Raw genomic sequence first — 17,338 nt, 5'->3', positions numbered from 1 at the left:
CGATCCACCCGGCCCACCCCACCCCACCCCACCCCACCCCACCCCACCCCACCCCACCCCACCCCACCCCACCCCACCCCACCCCACCCCACCCCACCCCAGCCCACCCCACCCGACCCGCCAGCCCTCGCGCCCCCGCCCCCGCCCTGTCCAGGAGCCCCGCGCCAGTTCCGGCCACCTGCGTCAGTCCGGTCCCGCCGTGGACAGGGTCCGCGCCGGGGCGGCACGATCGGTCCCGTACCGGCTACTGAGACCGGGGGCACGCCCCGGGGCCCTGGCGCCGAAAAACTAACAGCGCTAGTTTGGGTCGACGCCGCCGAACCGCTCGGCCGGGTGAGGAGAGGGAAGCGCATGAAGGCCCACGACGCGCACGACGCGATGTACATCGGCGGGGAATGGCGCCCCGCCTCCGGCCCCGACACGATCGCCGTCATCAACCCGGCGGACGAGCAGGTCATCGGCCATGTCCCGGCCGGCACGGCCGAGGACGTCGACGCCGCCGTACGCGCCGCCCGCGCCGCGCTCCCCGGCTGGGCCGCGACCCCGCCCGCCGAGCGAGGCGCCCGTATCGCCGCCCTGCGCGACGCGCTCGCCGCCCGCGCGGAGGAGATCGCCGCCACCGTCACCGCCGAACTCGGCGCGCCGCCGCAGCTCGCCGCCGCCGTCCACGCCGGACTGCCGATCGCCGTGGCAGGCTCGTACGCCGAACTGGCCGCCACCCACCCCTTCGAGGAGAAGGTCGGCAACTCGACCGTCTTCTCCGAGCCGGTCGGTGTCGTCGCCGCGATCACCCCCTGGAACTACCCCCTCCACCAGATCGTCGCCAAGGTCGCCCCCGCTCTCGCGGCCGGCTGCACGACCGTCCTCAAGCCCGCCGAGGACACCCCGCTCACCGCCCAGCTCTTCGCCGAGGCCGTCCACGAGGCGGGCCTGCCCGCCGGTGTGTTCAACCTGGTCACCGGCCTCGGCCCGGTCGCGGGGCAGGCGCTCGCCGAGCACCCGGACGTGGACCTCGTCTCCTTCACCGGCTCCACCGCCGTCGGCCGCCGCATCGGCGCCCTCGCGGGTGGGGCCGTCAAGCGGGTCGCCCTCGAACTCGGCGGCAAGTCCGCCAACGTGATCCTGCCGAGCGCCGACCTCCCCAAGGCCGTCGCCGTCGGCGTCGCCAACGTGATGTCCAACTCCGGCCAGACGTGCAGCGCCTGGACCCGGATGCTGATCCCCGCCGACCGGTATGAGGAAGCGGTGGCGCTCGCCGCCGAGGCCGTCGCCAAGTACGTCCCCGGCGAGCGCGTCGGCCCCCTGGTCAACGCCAAGCAGCAGCAGCGCGTCCGCGGCTACATCGAGAAGGGCGTCGAGGAGGGCGCCCGGCTCGTCGCCGGCGGCCCCGAGGCCCCGCGCGAGACCGGCTACTACGTCTCCCCGACCGTCTTCGCCGACGTCACCCCGGAGATGACCATCGCCCAGGAGGAGATCTTCGGGCCCGTCGTCTCGCTCCTGAAGTACGAGGACGAGGCCGACGCCCTCGCGATCGCCAACGGCACCGTCTACGGCCTCGCCGGAGCGGTCTGGGGCGAGCCGGACGAGGCCGTGGCCTTCGCCCGCCGCATGGAGACCGGTCAGGTCGACATCAACGGAGGCCGGTTCAACCCGCTTGCCCCCTTCGGCGGCTACAAGCAGTCCGGCGTGGGCCGGGAGCTCGGCGCGCACGGTCTCTCCGAGTACCTCCAGACCAAGTCCCTCCAGTTCTGACCCCCCGGCCCTCCGCGCAGAAGGAGCAACGAGCGTGATCCGCGCCGCAGTCCTGCCCGCCGTCGGCTCTCCGCTGGAGATCACCGGCATCGAGCTCCCCGAGCCCGGCCCCGGCCAGGTCCGCATCCGGCTCGCCGCCGCAGGCGTCTGCCACTCCGACCTGTCCCTCACCAACGGCACCATGCGCCTGCCGGTCCCCGCCGTCCTCGGCCACGAGGGCGCCGGAACCGTCGTCTCCGTCGGTGAGGGCGTCACCCATATCGCCGCCGGTGACGACGTCGTCCTCAACTGGGCCCCGTCCTGCGGGACCTGCCACCCCTGTTCGCTCGGCGAGGTCTGGCTCTGCGCCAGCGCCCTGGCCGGCGCCGCGAACATCCACGCCCGTACCCAGGACGGCACGGAGCTCCACCCCGGTCTCAACGTCGCCGCCTTCGCCGAGGAGACGGTCGTCGCCGCGAACTGCGTCCTGCCCGCCCCCGAAGGGGTGCCGCTCGCCGACGCGGCCCTGCTCGGCTGCGCCGTCCTCACCGGCTGGGGCGCGGTCCACCACTCCGCGCGGGTCCGCGAAGGCGAGTCCGTCGCGGTGTTCGGCGTCGGCGGGGTCGGTCTCGCCACCCTCCAGGCCGCCCGGATCGCGGGCGCGTCGACGATCGTCGCCGTCGACGTCTCCCCGGAGAAGGAGGCCCTCGCGAGGGCGGCGGGCGCCACCGAGTACGTCGTCGCCTCCGACAACACCGCCCGGGAGATCCGGAAGCTGACCGGCGGCCAGGGCGTCGACGTGGCCGTCGAGTGCGTGGGCCGTGCCGTCACCATCCGTACCGCCTGGGAGTCCACCCGGCGCGGCGGCCGCACCACGGTCGTCGGCATCGGCGGCAAGGACCAGCAGGTCACCTTCAACGCCCTGGAGATCTTCCACTGGGGCCGTACCCTCGCGGGCTGCGTCTACGGCAACTCGAACCCGGCCGTGGACCTGCCGGTCCTCGCCGAGCACATCAGGGCGGGCCGGTTCGACCTCGGCGCGCTCGTCACCGAGCGGATCACCCTGGACGGCATCCCGGGCGCCTTCGACAACATGATCGCCGGCAAGGGCGGCCGGGCCCTCGTCATCTTCGACTGACCGCCCGCCCGACCGCCAGCCCACCCGACCGTCCGCCCGCCCGACCGACAGCGTGCGGAAGCCCGTACCGGCGAACATGCCGGTACGGGCTTCCGCGCTCACAGGTCCAGGGTCAACCGGGGCCCGCGTGAGCGTCCCACACAGATCATCATGGTCGTCCCCGAGGCCTTCTCCTCCTCACCGAGGACGGAGTCATGATGCTCGGGCGTCCCGGCGAGCACCTTCGTCTCACAGGTGCCGCACCAGCCCTCCTCGCAGGAGTACGCCACACCCGGCACGGCCTCGCGCACGGCGTCGAGCAGCGTCCGGCCGGGATCCACGCGCAGGGTCCGCCCGGTCCGCCGCAGCTCGACCTCGAAGCCGCCCGCCACGGTGGCCTCCTCGGAGGGCGGCGCCACCCCGAACCGCTCCATGTGGAGGGGACCCGGCCACCGTTCCTCCACCGCCCGCAGCAGCCCCTCCGGGCCGCAGCAGTACACGGCCGTCTCCGCCGGCAGGCCGGCGAGGACACCGTCCAGGTCGGGCAGCCCCGCCGTGTCCTGCGGGACGAGCGTGACCCCCGGGAGGCCGGTGAGCTCCGCGCGGTACGCCATGGAGGCGAGACTCCGCCCCCCGTACAGCAGCGACCACGACCCCGGCGGCAGCGAGCGGACCATCGGAAGGAGCGGGGTGATGCCGATGCCTCCCGCGACGAACAGATACCGCTCGGCGGGCACCAGCGGGAAGCGGTTGACCGGGCCCCGGACCCCGAGGACCGTGCCCTCGCCGACCGAGGTGTGGATCTCCGCGGAGCCGCCCCGGCCCGCCGGCTGGCGCAGCACCCCGAGCCGGTACGCGCCCCGGTCCGCCGGGTCGCCGCAGAGCGAGTAGTGCCGCACCGCCCCGGACGGCAGCGTCACCTCCACGTGCGCGCCGGGCTCCCACGGGGGCAGCTCCCCGCCCGCCGGGTCGACGAGCAGCAGCCCCAGGACGCCCTCCGCCTCCCGGACGACCGACCGGACCGTCAGCCGGGCCGCCGGCCGGTCCGTCAGCATGGCCATGGCGTCACCTCCCAGCTCGCGTCGGCGGGAGAAGCGGCTCCGGCCATACGCGGCACAGCGCCCCGTACAGCGCGGCCGCGACCACGAAGGAGGCCGGCAGGCTCAGGTCGACCCCGTCCGTGAGCCCGGTCAACGGCCCGGTGTACAGGGGGTTGTTGACCCAGAGCACGCCGACGACGGAACCGGCCGTGAAGGCCGCGGCGGCCCGCGCGTTGACCCCGCCCGTGTACCAGTACCGCCCGCCGCCGCCCGTGGTGAAGCTGCGCAGCGCCTCCGTGTCGTAACGGCCCCGGTGCAGCACGTACCCGACGGAGAGCACGGCCGCCCACGGGGCGACGACCGTGAGCAGCAGCGTCACGAACGCCGACATGGCGTCCATGGCGTCGTACACCACCGCCCCGAGGTACAGCACGGCCGCCGCGAGCAGCGCGACCACCGTGGTCACGGCGGCCCGCGAGGAGCGCCAGAACACCGAGTTGGCGGAGAGCCCGGCCGCGTACAGACACAGCCCCGCCTGCGGCAGGGTGCCCGCGAAGCCGAAGATGACGACCGCCACCGCGAACCAGCCGGGCACCGCGTCCGTCAGGCCCTGGAGCCACGGTTCGTCGGGCACGGGGAAGAGGGTCGTCACGTACGCGCCGGTGAGCAGCGCGGCGAGACTGCTGAGGAACATGGAGACCCCGCTGGCCCGTACCACCCGGCCGGTGGGGGTGGAGGAGGGCATGAAACGGGTGTAGTCGCCCTGGAAGGTGGCGTACGACAGGGGCACGGTGGCGGATGCGGTGGCCGCGAGCAGCCAGGTGTGGAAGGCGCTGTCGAGCGCGAGCGTCCCGCCGGCGTAGCCCGCGTCGAAGTCCGGGGCGAGGACGAGCACGGTGCCGAGGAGGACCACGCCGCCGGTGACCGCGGTCACCTTGTAGGTGCGGACGAGCGTCTGGTGTCCGCGTACGGCGACCAGCGCGACCGCGGCCGCCGTCACGAACATCGCGGCGGTCAGCGCGCCGGGGCCCGTGGGGGTGCCGAGGAGCCGGTGTCCCGCGACCATGACGGCGGTGCCGCCCGTCCACACGGCGATCGCGAAGAACCCGAGCGCGGTCACCACGGTGAGGGCGTTGCCGACGACCCGGCCCCGCACGCCGAAGTGCGCGCCGCTCGCCACCGGATCGTTGGTGCCGGTACGGACGCCGAACCGGGCCAGCGGGGCGAGCAACACCGTGCCGACGGCGACGCCCACGGCGATGGCGCTCGCCGAGGCCCACCAGCCAAGGCCGAAGACGACGGGCAGCGCACCGAGGACGACCGTGCCGAACGAGAACTGCGCGGAGGGCCAGATCCAGCCGAAGTCGCCCGGTGTCGAGGTGCGTTCGGCCTCGGGCACCGGCGCGATGCCGTCGTGGTCGGCCCCCGCACGGGGCGGCGCCACGGTGGACGCCGCCCCGGTCGGAGTGGTGGTCATGAGGCGCCCCCGGCGGGCTCGCCCGGCAGTACGTCGAGCACCCGCAGGGCCGCGCAGGCCGCGCCCGACGTGCGCTCCCCGCTCGTCAGGTCGAAGGTCGTGTGGTGCAGGGGGCAGGTGATCCGCAGCCTGTCCCCGTCGACCCTGCCGTACTTCAGCCGGCCCCCGCGGTGCGGGCAGACGGCGGCCGCGAGGACCTTGCGGCCCCCGACCTCGACCAGGACCAGGTCCTCGGTCACCTGGCGGACGGTCGGCTCGTCGGAACCCCGCCGCCCGGCGGGCACGGCCGTCACGCGACGGTCTCCCGCGCCCGGGCGACGGCCGCCTCCGTGGCCGTGCCGACGATGTCGGAGGCCAGCCGGACCCCCGCCCAGATCTTCGCCAGGTCCGGCTCCTCGAGGGAGCGGATCGCCGTACGCATGTGGTTGCTGTGGTAGGAGTCGATGTAGAGGTGCTCGGTGTAGTAGGCGTCGTGGGCGATCCCGAGCCGCCGCGCCGCCCGCGCGAAGCTCTGGAAGGCGTACAGCACACTGGTCTCGAAGTAGGCGTACGCGCCCAGGAAGTACTGGGGCGAGGGCGCCCGGCTCGCCAGCCAGTGGAACATGTTGACGTACGCGAAGCACTCCGGGACCGTCTCGTCGAGGTAGTCGTCGAGCCGGAGGCTCATGCCGAGCTCGGTGAGCAGGTCGCGGTAGAGCTGGGAGTGCGCCTTCTCCTCGTTGCCGCAGCCGAGTTCGTCGATGAGGACCCGGAAGACCGCCATCGCCGAGCGGTACGGCAGCCGGGGCACCACCGGCAGCAGCGACTCGGACTCCGTGAGGCCGTCGAGCGCGAACTGCCGCACCACGACCTTGAACTGGTCGAGCGTCGCGTGCTCGGCGAGGAAGGTCGCGCTCTCGGGCAGCGCGGCCTCCTCCTCGGCGAGGAACTGCTTGAGCGCCTGGAGCAGCTCGCCGGCCGAGTCGAAGCGGGGCGCCGAGGTCTCGTACGCCCGCGCCTTGGGCAGGATCCACCGCTCCTCGATGGCGGTCATCGACCCGTAGTCGCCGAGGTTGGGAACCCTCCGGTAGAGGCTGTGCAGTTCGCGCTGCGCGGTCGCGGCCGGGGCCGCGATCGAATGCGCGGCCACCGGGACGGACAGGTGGGACGAGGGCGTGCTCATGCCGCCTTCGCCTCCTCGTGGGTGGTGGGGGAGGCGATGACGCCACGCTGGTGCAATTCCTTCTTGACCCAGCGGTACCAGTCGTCGCGGAAGACTCCGTACCGCTCGCAGACGGTGTTGATCTCCGCCTGGCGGTCGGGGGTCGGGTCGACCAGCATCGCGTTGCACAGGGCGGGTTCCAGGTTGGCGAGCGGGCCGATGAAGCCCTGGATGCCGCGGGCGTCGACGAGCAGGTTCTCCCAGCCCTCGAAGACCGGGATGCCGGTGCCGGCCTCGGCCATCTTCCGGGTGAAGGCGGCGTCGCCGCTGGACTCCTTGATGCCGACGATCCCGGGGATCTCCGCGCAGATCCGCACCAGGGTGTCGAACTCGATCCGGTTGCCCGACAGCGCTTCCTCGTTGTAGAGGAAGATCGGTATGTCGAGGGCCGTGCGGATGGCCCGGTAGTGCGCGACGATCTGGTCCTGCGTCACGTCGGCGCCGAACGGCGTGGTGACGACGACCGCGTCGGCGCCGATCTCCGCGGCCGTGCGCGCCCGGTCGATCACCGAGGCGGTGTCGGGGAGCTGGATGCCGGCGAGCACGGGGAGGCCGTCGGCGTGCTTGACGGTGTACGTGACGACGTCCTGCCACTGCCGGGCGTCGAGCTTCCAGCCCTCCCCGGAGGTCAGGGCCGGCATGAGGCCGGTGACCTCGGCCCGGATGTGGTCCAGGAGGCGGGCGACGCTCTGCTCGTCGACGGTGCCGTGCTCGTCGAGGGGGGTGATCAGCGGGACGACGGTCCCGGAGTAGGAGTGGGTGTCAGGCATGAGAGGGGTGCCTTTCGGAATGCCTTCAGAGGTTTTCGGAGACGACCGTCAGCACCAGCGACCGCTGGTAGAGGTCTTCCAGGTACGAGGGGAACGTCGTTTCCCCGAGCGGGCCGGCTGAGCCGTCCGGCACGATCGGTACGACTGGCAGGCCGGCCCTCGCCGTGAGCCGGGGGCTCGCGGTGTGCAGGACGCCCCCGCGGCCGGCGACCTGGGCGAGCAGCAGCCGTTCGTGGGTGGGGAGGCCGTCGAACCCGGGCGTGGTGCAGGCCCGGCGGATGTCGTCCTCGGTGTAGGCGGCGCGCTCGATGGCAAGGTCGGTGTGGAGGACGTCCATGAAGGGGTAGTACTCGTCCTGCACCCCTCGTTCGTAGCCCCACACCAGGTCGTCGCAGCGGCCGACCTGCTCCCAGCTCATGACGACCCCGCCGGCGTCCCCCGCGGCCAGCCGGCCGGCGAAGAAGGCCTTGGCGGCCAGGCGGACGGTGTCGTCCTTGCTGTGCATGCCCATGAAGAGCGTGGCATCGACGAACACGGCCGGGTTCGCGCCGGGCCGCGTGGCGCTCGGGTCGGGCCGCACGGCACTGGGGTCAGGCCGCATAGCGCTCGAGCACCTTCCGCATCCGCTCCATCGCGCCGGCGAACACCTCGGGCTCGCGGGCCAGTGCCAGGCGGATGAAGCGCTCGCCCTTCTCCTTGGTGTTCCAGTAGAAGAACGTCCCCGGTAGGACGTACACCTCCTCGTCGAAGAGGACGGCCTGGAGCCGGGTGGCGGTCAGGTGCTCCGCCGTGATGCGGAACCAGGCGACGCTGGTGCCCACGACCGGCTCCTGGAACTCCAGGATCGTGCCGCTGAGGGCCGCGCGGGCGGCGTCGCCGTTGGTCCGGATGATGTCGCGGACGGAGGCGAAACCGTCGGAGATGGAGTCCTCGACGTACTGGGTGACCATGTTGAGGACGAAGGGCGAGACGTTCAGGAGGACGCTCGTGTGGAGGTTGTAGACCTCCTCCTGGATGTCCCGGCTGGCCGTGATCATGGCGCACTTGGCGTCCTGGATCGGCCAGGTCTTCCCGGTGTCCTCCATGACCATGTACGTGACGCCCGACTCCTCCAGGAGCCGGTAGATGTCGACCCGGCCGATGCCCTCGTCGCAGAGCGCGAAGGAGGCGAAGCAGAAGTCCATCACCAGGACCTTGTCGTGGTCCACGCAGTAGCGGACCACCTCGCGGAAACCGTCCAGCTTCTCGGCGAGCAAGGTGAACCCGGTGGGGTTGTTGGGGTCGACGAGGTAGAGGGCGTCGGCGTCGACCTGCTCGACGAGCCGCTCGTAGATGGCGTCCTTGTCGTGCAGCGCCGACTCGGCGAGCGGGGAGATCGGCACCTGCATGTTGCGCAGCAGGTCGACCAGGTTGTCGAAGCAGGGCTCGACCAGCTGCACCGACTTCCCGCGCTGCTTCAGGAACATGCCGGCGACCATGGTCGACACACTGGCGGAGTAGGAAAGGAGCGTGCGGTCCATCGCACGGGCGGTGGGCTGCTGGTGCAGTCGGAAGAAGGCGTCGATGAACTGGCGCTCGAAGTGCGCCTGCTGCTTCGACTCGGACTCGTGCCAGAGCTCGGGGAGGCGCGAGACGATCCGCTCCTGGGACGCGGACTGACGCTGGTGGGTGTGCGCGTCGGCCAGATTGAACCGGGTCTTCAGGGCTTCGATCTCGTGCTGGGTGAGGTCGACGAACGTGCTGACGTCTGCCTTGTCGGTCAACGACATGAAGAACTCCCGCTGTCGATACGAATCTCCGTCCGGAATTCCGGCGGCGTGAACGACTGTAGGAGCTTCGACCGGCCTTGCGAATAACGACCGGGTCACGCAATTAATAATCACCGCGATGTTCTCCCGGCGTAAAAAAGGAACGACGGTCGGGCATTCCTCGAAAGGAATGCCTGACCGTCGTTCCCCTTGTTCTCGCGCTTGTCCTGCCGCTTTGGGCAGCCTTTCAACTATTCAGTGGCGGCCCTCAGCAGGATGTCCTCGTATACCTTCGGGTCGTCCGAGTGGATCACCGGCCAGCCGATGCCGTACGAGCCCTCCCAGCCCACGTCGATGCCGGGGTTGGCCTGGTCCGAGCCGTCGGGCAGGAACAGATGGGGGCTGCAGTTGACCCGGTCGGTCCGGGACAGGGCGGCCTGGTCCGCGAGCGCCCGGCGCGCGCGCCCGTCGTCCAGCGCCTCGGTGAGGGCGTCGACGTCGACCGCGCCGGTGTCCGCGGCCACGTCCAGGATCACCTTGCGGTGGCTGATGCAGCGCGACTCGGCCCAGAAGGCCCGGCGCAGCCCGAGGTCGAGCTGTTCGGACGCGTTCAGGCTCTGTTCCTTGGCGGCGAGCACCGCTTCCAGGGCGGGCAGGGTCGTGGAGGGGTAGAGCCAGTCCTTGGCCTGCCACAGCTGCCAGCCGGCGGACGGCTCGAGACTGGCCATCCGGGCGACCTCGCTGTCCGTGCCGGGGCGCGGGCTCGGGGCGTCGTTGAGCAGTTCCAGGGGGAAGGCGCGCAGGTCGAAGGAGACCTGCTCCTCCAGGCCGAGACGGGCCCGGGTGGCGTGCAGCCGGTGGATGGCGATGTGCGCGAAGGAACACCAGATGTCGGAGAAGACGGTGACGACTCCGCGCGGCGGGGTCAGGTCGGCGGTGGTCGGGTCGAGCATGGTTCTCCTCGGTGGGTACGCGGGCGGAGCGGGCTCAGCCGGCGGGGGACTCGATGGTGTCGAGCGCCGCCTCGAGGTCGAGGTCGGCGCCCGGCAGCCAGGCGGGCAGGGAGGGGATGCGGGCCATCGCCCGGAAGAGTCGCGGTACCGCGTCCTCGCGGACGGTCGGGCCGTGGGCGCTGAGCAGCCGCGTGGGACGCAGGGCCGCCAGTTCGCGCACGGGGCGGAGGAATTTCGCCTCGTCGACAAGTGCGGTCCACGGAGCTATGGCCCGGTTCAGCACGTCGAAGCCGTGGAAGAATTCCTCCTCGGAGAGATCGGCGAAGTCCTCGCTGATTTCCTCGACGACGGTACCGAAACTGTCGGAGCTGTAGAGCGTTCCATCGGAGTGGTCGAACACGGCGAGAGTTCCGGGTGAATCGAAGGTGGGCGGCCGGTGGAAACTCAGCTCACGGTCGCCGATTTTCACCCGGCTTCCCGGGTTCGCGGTCACCACCCGGCCCTGCGGAATGCTGAACTCTTCCGATATTCGCGTCACCGATAACGCGTTGGTGAGCACCTTCGCGTGCGGCGCGGCCGCCAGGATGCCCGCGAGGGCTCCGGTGTGGTCGCGGTCGTCGTGGGTGACGACGACCCAGCGCAGATCGCCGGGCTCGATCAGCGACCAGAGGGAGTCCAGGAAGTCCTCCCGGTCCACGGGCATGCCGGTGTCCACGAGGAGCGGCTGACCGGAGCGTACGAGGAAGGCGTTCACCGGCTGGTCGCCGAGGCCCGGTATGGGCAGCGCCGAGGGGAGGACGTGGATGTCCGGCCCGGCGGTGTAGGACGCTTTCATGACACACCTTTCATGACGCGCGATCGGGCCGCGGTCAGACGAGCTGGATGGTCAGGGATCCGGCGATCAGCAGGACGAGACCCAGGGCGCGCGGCTTCGTGAGGGAGCGCTGGGGGAGCTTGAAGAGGCCCTTGTGGTCGATGAGGGCCGAGGTGAGCTGCTGTCCCGTCACGGTGAGCGCGATGGTCACCGCCGCCCCGATGGAGGGGATGAGCAGGAAGGTCCCGGTGACGTAGGCGGCGGCGCAGGCGCCCCCGAGCCAGCCCCACCAGGGCATCTTCTTCAGCGGCGCGATCTTCGGCTTGGGGGTGCGCCGGGTCGCGTAGAGCACGAGCAGGACGACGGCGATGGTGAAGGTCGCCACGGCGAAGCTGATCACGGCGACGGTGATGGGCTCCTTGAGCTGGGCGCGCAGCTGGGCGTTGACCGCGCCCTGTACGGGGAGCACGGCGCCGGCGACGACACCGAGGGCGAGCCAGCCGACGCGGCCGGCGCTCGACATCCTGGGCGCGCCGGGAGGGGCGGCGGCCTTCATGCCCCGGATGATCACGACGATGCCGGCGAGCACGGCCAGGGCGCCGATGACGATCCCGGCGCTGAGGTCCTTCCGTTCGAGCCCGAGGAGACCGAAGAGGTCGAGCGCGAGCGAGGCGAACATCTGGCCGGTGACGAAGAGCCCGACGGCGGCGAGGGCTCCGAGCCGGGGGAAGAGCAGGATGCCGCTGGTGATGTAGAGCGGACTGGCCAGACCGCCCAGGAGCTGCCAGGCCTCGACGTCGGGCAGTTTGCCGAGCGCGCCGAGGGCTCCGGCCGCCACCGCGAGCACGGTCAGCAGACCGGTCGCGACGCCGAGCTGGATGGTCGAGGCGCCGTACGGGGTGCCGACGGCCGAGTTGAGCTGGAGGTTCACCGAGGCCTGGACGGCCAGGAGGCAGCCGACCAGCAGGGCCGCGGCGAGGAGCGCGGTGTGCATCTTGATCTCCCTGGGGCGGGATGGCGAGCGAGTAAGTGGACACTGAGTCCGTTTAGCATGCCATGACACCCAGCAAGCGGACAAGGTGTCCACTTAGCTCGAGGGGAAGTAAGGTCTGGTCCATGAGCGAGGACGAGCAGCGCGGTCGTGGAGCCGCCTCCGTGCACCGGGTCGGCGGGCTCCTCGGCGATCTCCAGGCGGTCGACGAACAGCCGGTCGCCCCGCGCCGGCGCGCGGACGCGGAACGCAACCGCGCCCAGATCCTGTCCGCGGCCGAACGGCTCTTCGCCGAGCAGGACCCGCGATCGGTCACCATGGACAAGATCGCCAAGGCTGCCGGGGTGGGCCGCGCCACCCTGTACCGGAGCTTCCCCGACCCGTCGTCGGTCGCCGTCGCGCTGCTCGACGAGCACGAGCGCCGGCTCCAGGGGCAGCTCATCTACGGTCCGCCGCCGCTCGGCCCCGGCGCCCCCGCCGGGGAGCGGCTCGCGGCCTTCTACCTGGCGATGCTCGACCTGCTCGAACGGCATCTGCCGCTGGCGCTGGGGGCGGAGACCGGCCCCGCGCGCTTCCGGACGGGCGCCTACGGCTTCTGGCGCGTCCACGTCCGCACCCTGCTCGTCGACCACAAGGTCCAGGACCCGGACCCGCTGATCGACATCGCGCTCGGCCCGCTGTCACCCGAGCTCTTCCAGTTCCAGCGGCACGAACTCGGCCTGTCGACCGAGCGCATAGGCCGTTCCCTCGCGCTCTTCGCCCGCCAGCTGCTGCGCTCGGGGGAGTGAGCCGGGTCAGCGCCTGGGAGGTGCCCGGCGGATCGGGGCCGGATACGCCCAGGGAATGTGTGGGGCCGGGTGGACCGGGCCGTATGCCCAAGGGAATGTGTGGGGCCGGGTGGATCAGGCCCACAGGTCCTAGGGGACGTGCGGGGCCGGGTGGACCAGGCCCGGCAGGATCAACTTCCAGATGCGGCCGAGCCGTTGCTCGGCCGGGCAGTGCAGCGCGCCGGTCTCGGCGGTCCTGGGCTCCTCATCGGTGGACCAGGCCTCGTCCGACGGTGTGCTCGGGCAGCGCATCTCCAGCTCGACCCCGGTGATCACATAGCCGATCAGCGCCGCGACCGCCGTCGCGTCGACGCCGGGGCGCAGGGCCTTCTCGGCCGCGGCGAAGCGCGCCAGGCGGGCCACCTCGCGGCGCCAGGGGCAGTCCCCGGATAAGCCGGGGTCGGTCAACTGGAGCTCCCGCGCGAGGCGTTCTCCGGCCCGCGCCATGGGATCGGTCTCGAAGAGCCGGATCAGCGCGTGCGTGGCGATCACCAGCTTGTCGATCGCGGTGCCGCCCACACCCTCGGTGGACAGGCAGGCCGACTCGACGGTGATCCGGGTGACCGCGCGGGCCCGCCCGCGGACCGCCGTCGCCAGATCCGCCTTCGTCGCGAAATGGAAGACGAGCGCCCCGGTGGTGACCCGGGCCTCGCCGGCGATCCTGGCCAGGGATGCCCGCTCGTACCCGAGCCCGTCGAACACCCTGGCCGCTGCCGACAGGATTTCCTGTCTCGTACGTTCCGCCCGCTGCTGTATCGCCATGAGCTCCCCCGTCGAGCTTGCGAGAAGGTGCCGGAGCGTTATGTTCCGGCCCATGCCTGTGACCGACTCGAAACTATCCGGCCGGGAGACGACGAAACGTACCTCGCCGTCCCAGGGGCCGAAACTGGGGCTTGACGGGCATCTCCGCTCCAGGTCGCGGGCGCCCGCCGCACGCCACCCGTCCGTGAAGTGACCGGAACCGGAGGTATGGCCTGTCAGGTGGATCCGGCCGTTCCGGCGGCGACCGAAGCCCGTGACCTCGAGCGCGAAACGGCCACACCGGCCAGACACAGCGCGCCTCCGGCGAGGGTGAGCAGCTCCGGCAGCTCGCCCAGGAACACCCAGGCCATCACCACGACGAGAGCGGGCACGGCGTACGTCGTCGCGCCCATCCGCCCGGCGGTCGTACGCGCCAGGGCGTAGGCCCAGGTCGTGAACGCGAGCGCGGTCGGGAACACGCCGAGATAGACCATGTTGAGGGTCGCCGACAGCGGGGCGCGGCCCGCCTCCTCCACCAGCTGCCCGGCGAACGGCAGACAGGCCACCGCCCCCACCAGGCACCCGAAGGTCGTCACCTGGAGCGCGCTGCCGTGCGCGAGCGCCGGCTTCTGGGCCACGACCCCGCCCGCGTACGCCATCGCCGCCAGGACGCAGAGCAGCACTCCGAGGACCGAGGCGTGCCCGCCGGAGGAGGCGGCGGACATCGAAAGGCCCACGGTCACCGCGCCGGCGAAGGATACCGCCATGCCCGCGAGCAGCCGTGGCGGCAGCGACTCCTTGAGGAACCGGGCGCCGAGCAGCGCGATCAGGATCGGCCCGATGTTCACCACCATCGCGGCCGTGCCCGCGTCGACCTCCTGCTCGCCCCAGTTGAGCACCACCATGTACACCCCGAACCAGAGCAGGCCCGAGACCACGATCCCCGGCCAGGCCGCCCGCGGCGGCAGCCCCTCCCGCCGGACCAGGAGGACGGTCCCGAGGACCAGGACCCCCGCGAGCAGCCGGCCGAGGGCGAGGGCGCCGGGCGAGTAGGCCTCCCCGGCGCTGCGGATGGAGACGAAGGCGGAGGCCCAGAGGACGACGGTGACACCGGCGGCCGCGAAGGCGAGCCGCGAGGATTGCTTCTGCATGGCCCGACCGTAGGACGCGGACACTTCGGCGGTCACCGCAATATCGCGCGGCCGCCGGCCGGGACCGCCGCCGCCCCGACCCGCCGCGATGTCACCGCAGTTCCGCCGGGGCGATGCCCAGGGACGCGTACAGCGCGCTCTCGCCCTCCTCGGTCACCCTCACGGCCCGCTCCGAGCCGATCCGTACGCACCATCCGGCCTCCAGCGCGTGCCCGCACAGCGCGGCGCCCGCGATCCCCGCGAGGTGCGGCCGCCGCTCGGTCCAGTCGAGACAGCCGCGCGCGACGGGCCGCCGCCCCCGGCGTACGAGGGGAACGCCCAGCTCGTCGAACCAGGCGAGGCCCCGGTCCGTCAGCGCGAAGCCGGTGTCCTGGCGCAGCAGCCCGCGCACGGTCATCGCCTCGGTGACGACGATGCCGAGCCGTCCGGCGAGGTGGTCGTAGCAGGTCCGCCCCCGGGCCATCGCCCGCCCGGCGCTCGCCGCCCCCAGGGAGCGGGGCGGCGCGGCCACCGCCGGTTCGGACCGGGCGGCGAGGTCCTCGACGAGATGCGCGATCCCGGGATCGGCGAGGCGTACGTACCGGTGGCGCCCCTGCCGTTCCTCCGTGAGCACCCCGCCGGAGACGAGCTTGCCGAGGTGCTCGCTCGCGGTGGACGGCGCCACGCCCGCGTGCCGGGCGAGCTCCCCGGCGGTCCAGGCCCGTCCGTCGAGCAGGGCGAGCAGGAACGCGGCGCGGGTCTCGTCCGCGAGGAGCGCCGCGAGCGCGGCGAGGTCACTGGCAGCCATGCGCCAAGGCTCCCGCACTCACGCTTCGGTGGTGGCCGAAGCGTCGATCGAGGTCCCCGGTCGGCGGCCGAGGGCTGCGTACTGGAGCCGCAGCCCGTCGAGCAGGGCCCGCAGCCCCGTGTCGAAGGCGCCCTCGTCGACCTTCTGGCGGTGCTCCGCGAGGAGGTGCGCCTGGCCGAGGTGGGGGTAGTCGGCCGGGTCGTAGGCCGACACGTCGTCGACGAAGCCGCGGGCGAAGGAGCCCAGCGCGGACCCGGTGATGAAGTACCGCATCAGCGCGCCGATGGAGGTGGCCTGGGCCGGTGGCCAGCCCGCGCGGACCATCGCGCCGAAGACGGCGTCCGCGACGCGCAGACCGGCCGGGCGGCGGCCGGGTCCCTGGGCGAGGACCGGGACGATGTGCGGATGGTCGGCGAGGGCGGCGCGGTAGGACACGGCCCAGTCCCGCAGTGCCGTCACCCAGTCCCGGCCGTCCGTCTCCGTGAACATCGACAGGTCGATCTTCGCGCTGACCGCGTCGGCGACGGCGTCGAGGATCTCGTCCTTCGTGCGGAAGTGGTTGTAGAGCGAGGGTCCGCTCACCCCGAGTTCGGCCGCGAGCCGGCGGGTGGAGAGCGCGCCGAGGCCCTCCGCGTCCACGAGCGCGCCCGCCGTCTCGACGATGCGGTCTCGGCTGAGCAGGGGCTTGCGCGGTCGGGCCATGGCGCACATAGTAGGCCCGCGCAGAAAAAACTAGCAGTGGTAATTAATGAGCCGGGCAGCGGCCCGAGTGAGGGGTGCACGGTGGATCTGGCGCTGAGCGAGGAGCAGGAGGCCGTACGGCGGCTCGCCGAGGACTTCGTCGCGCGCGAGGTGACCCCGCACGCCGTGGCGTGGGACCGCGCCGAGGAGGTCGACCGGGCCATCGTGAAGAAGCTCGGTGCCGTCGGCTTCCTCGGGCTCACCATCCCGGAGGAGTACGGCGGCTCGGGCGGCGACCACCTCGCATACTGCCTCGTGACCGAGGAACTCGGGCGCGGCGACTCCTCCGTGCGCGGCATCGTCTCCGTCTCCCTCGGCCTGGTCGCCAAGACCGTCGCCGCGTGGGGCAGCGAGGCACAGAAGCGGGCGTGGCTGCCCCGGCTCGCCTCCGGTGAGGCGCTCGGCTGCTTCGGCCTCACCGAACCCGGCACCGGCTCCGACGCCGGGAACCTCGCCACCAGGGCCGTACGGGACGGGGACGACTACGTCCTCGACGGCACCAAGATGTTCATCACCAACGGCACCTGGGCCGACGTCGTGCTGCTCTTCGCCCGCACCAACGACACCCCCGGCCACAAGGGCGTCTCCGCCTTCCTCGTCCCCGCCGACACCCCCGGCCTCACCCGCCGCCCCGTCCACGGCAAGCTCGGCCTGCGCGGCCAGGCCACCGCCGAGCTCGTCCTCGACGGCGTCCGCGTCCCGGCCGACGCGATGCTCGGCCCGGAGGGCAAGGGCTTCACCGTCGCCATGTCCGCCCTCGCCAAGGGGCGCATGTCGGTCGCCGCGGGCTGCGTCGGCATCGCGCAGGCCGCGCTCGACGCCGCCGTACGGTACGCGGGGGAGCGCGAGCAGTTCGGAAAGCCCATCGCCTCGTACCAGCTCGTCCAGGAACTGATCAGCGACATCGCCGTCGACGTGGACGCCGCCCGGCTGCTGACCTGGCGGGTCGCCGACCTGATCGACCGCGGCCAGGACTTCGCGACCGCCGCCTCCAAGGCGAAGCTGTACGCCTCCGAGGCCGCCGTCCGCGCCGCGAACAACGCCCTCCAGGTCTTCGGCGGCTACGGCTACATCGACGAGTACCCGGTCGGCAAACTGCTCCGCGACGCGCGCGTGATGACCCTCTACGAAGGCACGAGCCAGATCCAGAAGCTCATCATCGGACGGGCGCTGACGGGGGTGTCGGCCTTCTGAACCCCGGCTTCTGAGTACGTCGATGAGTACGCGGACGGATGTGGCACCGGCCACA

18 protein-coding genes are annotated in these 17,338 nt (G+C 72.1%); 4 read left to right on the top strand and 14 right to left on the bottom strand.

Going from position 1 to position 17,338, the window contains the following annotated elements; genetic code table 11:
• The first annotated feature begins 351 nt into the window (after nucleotides 1-351).
• Entirely contained in the window at nucleotides 352-1,752 is a 1,401-nt protein-coding gene (locus ACIRB7_RS21300; protein ID WP_351217739.1) for an aldehyde dehydrogenase family protein, read from the top strand.
• A gap of 34 nt (nucleotides 1,753-1,786) precedes the next feature.
• Nucleotides 1,787-2,869: a Zn-dependent alcohol dehydrogenase gene (locus tag ACIRB7_RS21295; protein WP_403600762.1), complete on the top strand. Its 1,083-nt coding sequence runs from the start codon at nucleotides 1,787-1,789 to the stop codon at nucleotides 2,867-2,869.
• Nucleotides 2,870-2,967: 98 nt separating this feature from the next.
• Here the strand turns inward: ACIRB7_RS21295 and ACIRB7_RS21290 are convergent, their stop codons facing one another.
• From ACIRB7_RS21290 to ACIRB7_RS21245, 10 genes are all read right to left on the bottom strand, one after another.
• Nucleotides 2,968-3,909, bottom strand: a complete 942-nt coding sequence (locus ACIRB7_RS21290; protein WP_403600760.1) for a PDR/VanB family oxidoreductase — start codon at nucleotides 3,907-3,909, stop codon at nucleotides 2,968-2,970.
• A 4-nt stretch (nucleotides 3,910-3,913) separates the two neighbouring features.
• Complete coding sequence (locus ACIRB7_RS21285) at nucleotides 3,914-5,365, bottom strand: purine-cytosine permease family protein (RefSeq protein WP_403600757.1); 1,452 nt, start codon at nucleotides 5,363-5,365, stop codon at nucleotides 3,914-3,916.
• On the bottom strand, nucleotides 5,362-5,658 hold the full coding sequence (locus ACIRB7_RS21280; protein ID WP_351217731.1) for a Rieske (2Fe-2S) protein: 297 nt from the start codon (nucleotides 5,656-5,658) through the stop codon (nucleotides 5,362-5,364). Before ACIRB7_RS21280 ends, ACIRB7_RS21285 begins: the two co-directional genes overlap by 4 nt.
• Nucleotides 5,655-6,527, bottom strand: a complete 873-nt coding sequence (locus ACIRB7_RS21275; protein ID WP_403600753.1) for an iron-containing redox enzyme family protein — start codon at nucleotides 6,525-6,527, stop codon at nucleotides 5,655-5,657. Before ACIRB7_RS21275 ends, ACIRB7_RS21280 begins: the two co-directional genes overlap by 4 nt.
• Nucleotides 6,524-7,336 carry a dihydrodipicolinate synthase family protein gene (locus ACIRB7_RS21270; protein WP_403600750.1) on the bottom strand — a complete coding sequence of 271 codons (813 nt, stop codon included), beginning with the start codon at nucleotides 7,334-7,336 and terminating at the stop codon, nucleotides 6,524-6,526. Before ACIRB7_RS21270 ends, ACIRB7_RS21275 begins: the two co-directional genes overlap by 4 nt.
• Before the next feature lie 25 nt (nucleotides 7,337-7,361).
• Nucleotides 7,362-7,937, bottom strand: coding sequence for a DUF6190 family protein (locus ACIRB7_RS21265; protein ID WP_403600747.1), 576 nt, complete (start codon nucleotides 7,935-7,937; stop codon nucleotides 7,362-7,364).
• Nucleotides 7,927-9,105 (bottom strand): aminotransferase class I/II-fold pyridoxal phosphate-dependent enzyme, encoded by a 1,179-nt coding sequence (locus ACIRB7_RS21260; RefSeq protein WP_403600744.1) that lies wholly within the window; start codon nucleotides 9,103-9,105, stop codon nucleotides 7,927-7,929. The genes ACIRB7_RS21265 and ACIRB7_RS21260 overlap by 11 nt, the downstream gene beginning before the upstream one ends.
• Nucleotides 9,106-9,335: 230 nt before the next feature.
• The gene (locus tag ACIRB7_RS21255; RefSeq protein WP_403600741.1) at nucleotides 9,336-10,037 is read right to left on the bottom strand and encodes a DsbA family protein; all 702 of its coding nucleotides are present in this window, start codon (nucleotides 10,035-10,037) and stop codon (nucleotides 9,336-9,338) included.
• Nucleotides 10,038-10,071: 34 nt separating this feature from the next.
• Complete coding sequence (locus ACIRB7_RS21250) at nucleotides 10,072-10,872, bottom strand: MBL fold metallo-hydrolase (protein WP_403600738.1); 801 nt, start codon at nucleotides 10,870-10,872, stop codon at nucleotides 10,072-10,074.
• Nucleotides 10,873-10,906: 34 nt separating this feature from the next.
• Nucleotides 10,907-11,845 (bottom strand): DMT family transporter, encoded by a 939-nt coding sequence (locus ACIRB7_RS21245; RefSeq protein ID WP_403600735.1) that lies wholly within the window; start codon nucleotides 11,843-11,845, stop codon nucleotides 10,907-10,909.
• A 122-nt stretch (nucleotides 11,846-11,967) separates the two neighbouring features.
• Here ACIRB7_RS21245 and ACIRB7_RS21240 point away from each other — a divergent pair, with 122 nt between their 5' ends.
• Nucleotides 11,968-12,630, top strand: a complete 663-nt coding sequence (locus ACIRB7_RS21240) for a TetR/AcrR family transcriptional regulator (protein ID WP_403600732.1) — start codon at nucleotides 11,968-11,970, stop codon at nucleotides 12,628-12,630.
• Nucleotides 12,631-12,759: 129 nt separating this feature from the next.
• On the opposite strand, the gene ACIRB7_RS21235 is transcribed toward ACIRB7_RS21240, so the two are convergent.
• The 4 genes from ACIRB7_RS21235 to ACIRB7_RS21220 form a co-directional block, all read right to left on the bottom strand.
• Nucleotides 12,760-13,431 carry a TetR family transcriptional regulator gene (locus ACIRB7_RS21235; RefSeq protein ID WP_403600729.1) on the bottom strand — a complete coding sequence of 224 codons (672 nt, stop codon included), beginning with the start codon at nucleotides 13,429-13,431 and terminating at the stop codon, nucleotides 12,760-12,762.
• Between the two features lie 215 nt (nucleotides 13,432-13,646).
• Nucleotides 13,647-14,561 carry a DMT family transporter gene (locus ACIRB7_RS21230; protein ID WP_403600726.1) on the bottom strand — a complete coding sequence of 305 codons (915 nt, stop codon included), beginning with the start codon at nucleotides 14,559-14,561 and terminating at the stop codon, nucleotides 13,647-13,649.
• 91 nt (nucleotides 14,562-14,652) lie between these two features.
• The gene (locus ACIRB7_RS21225) at nucleotides 14,653-15,348 is read right to left on the bottom strand and encodes an ArsR/SmtB family transcription factor (RefSeq protein ID WP_403600724.1); all 696 of its coding nucleotides are present in this window, start codon (nucleotides 15,346-15,348) and stop codon (nucleotides 14,653-14,655) included.
• A gap of 18 nt (nucleotides 15,349-15,366) precedes the next feature.
• Nucleotides 15,367-16,059, bottom strand: a complete 693-nt coding sequence (locus ACIRB7_RS21220; RefSeq protein WP_403600721.1) for a TetR/AcrR family transcriptional regulator — start codon at nucleotides 16,057-16,059, stop codon at nucleotides 15,367-15,369.
• A 72-nt stretch (nucleotides 16,060-16,131) separates the two neighbouring features.
• On the opposite strand from ACIRB7_RS21220, the gene ACIRB7_RS21215 reads away from it, so the two are divergent.
• On the top strand, nucleotides 16,132-17,283 hold the full coding sequence (locus tag ACIRB7_RS21215) for an acyl-CoA dehydrogenase family protein (protein ID WP_403600719.1): 1,152 nt from the start codon (nucleotides 16,132-16,134) through the stop codon (nucleotides 17,281-17,283).
• The last annotated feature ends 55 nt before the right edge of the window (nucleotides 17,284-17,338 follow it).

Source organism: Streptomyces sp. NPDC093795, assembly GCF_044764665.1.
Classification (GTDB): Bacteria; Actinomycetota; Actinomycetes; order Streptomycetales; family Streptomycetaceae; genus Streptomyces.
The sequence above is the reverse complement of the archived record's forward strand: the minus strand, read 5'-3'. Positions and strand labels throughout refer to the sequence as shown.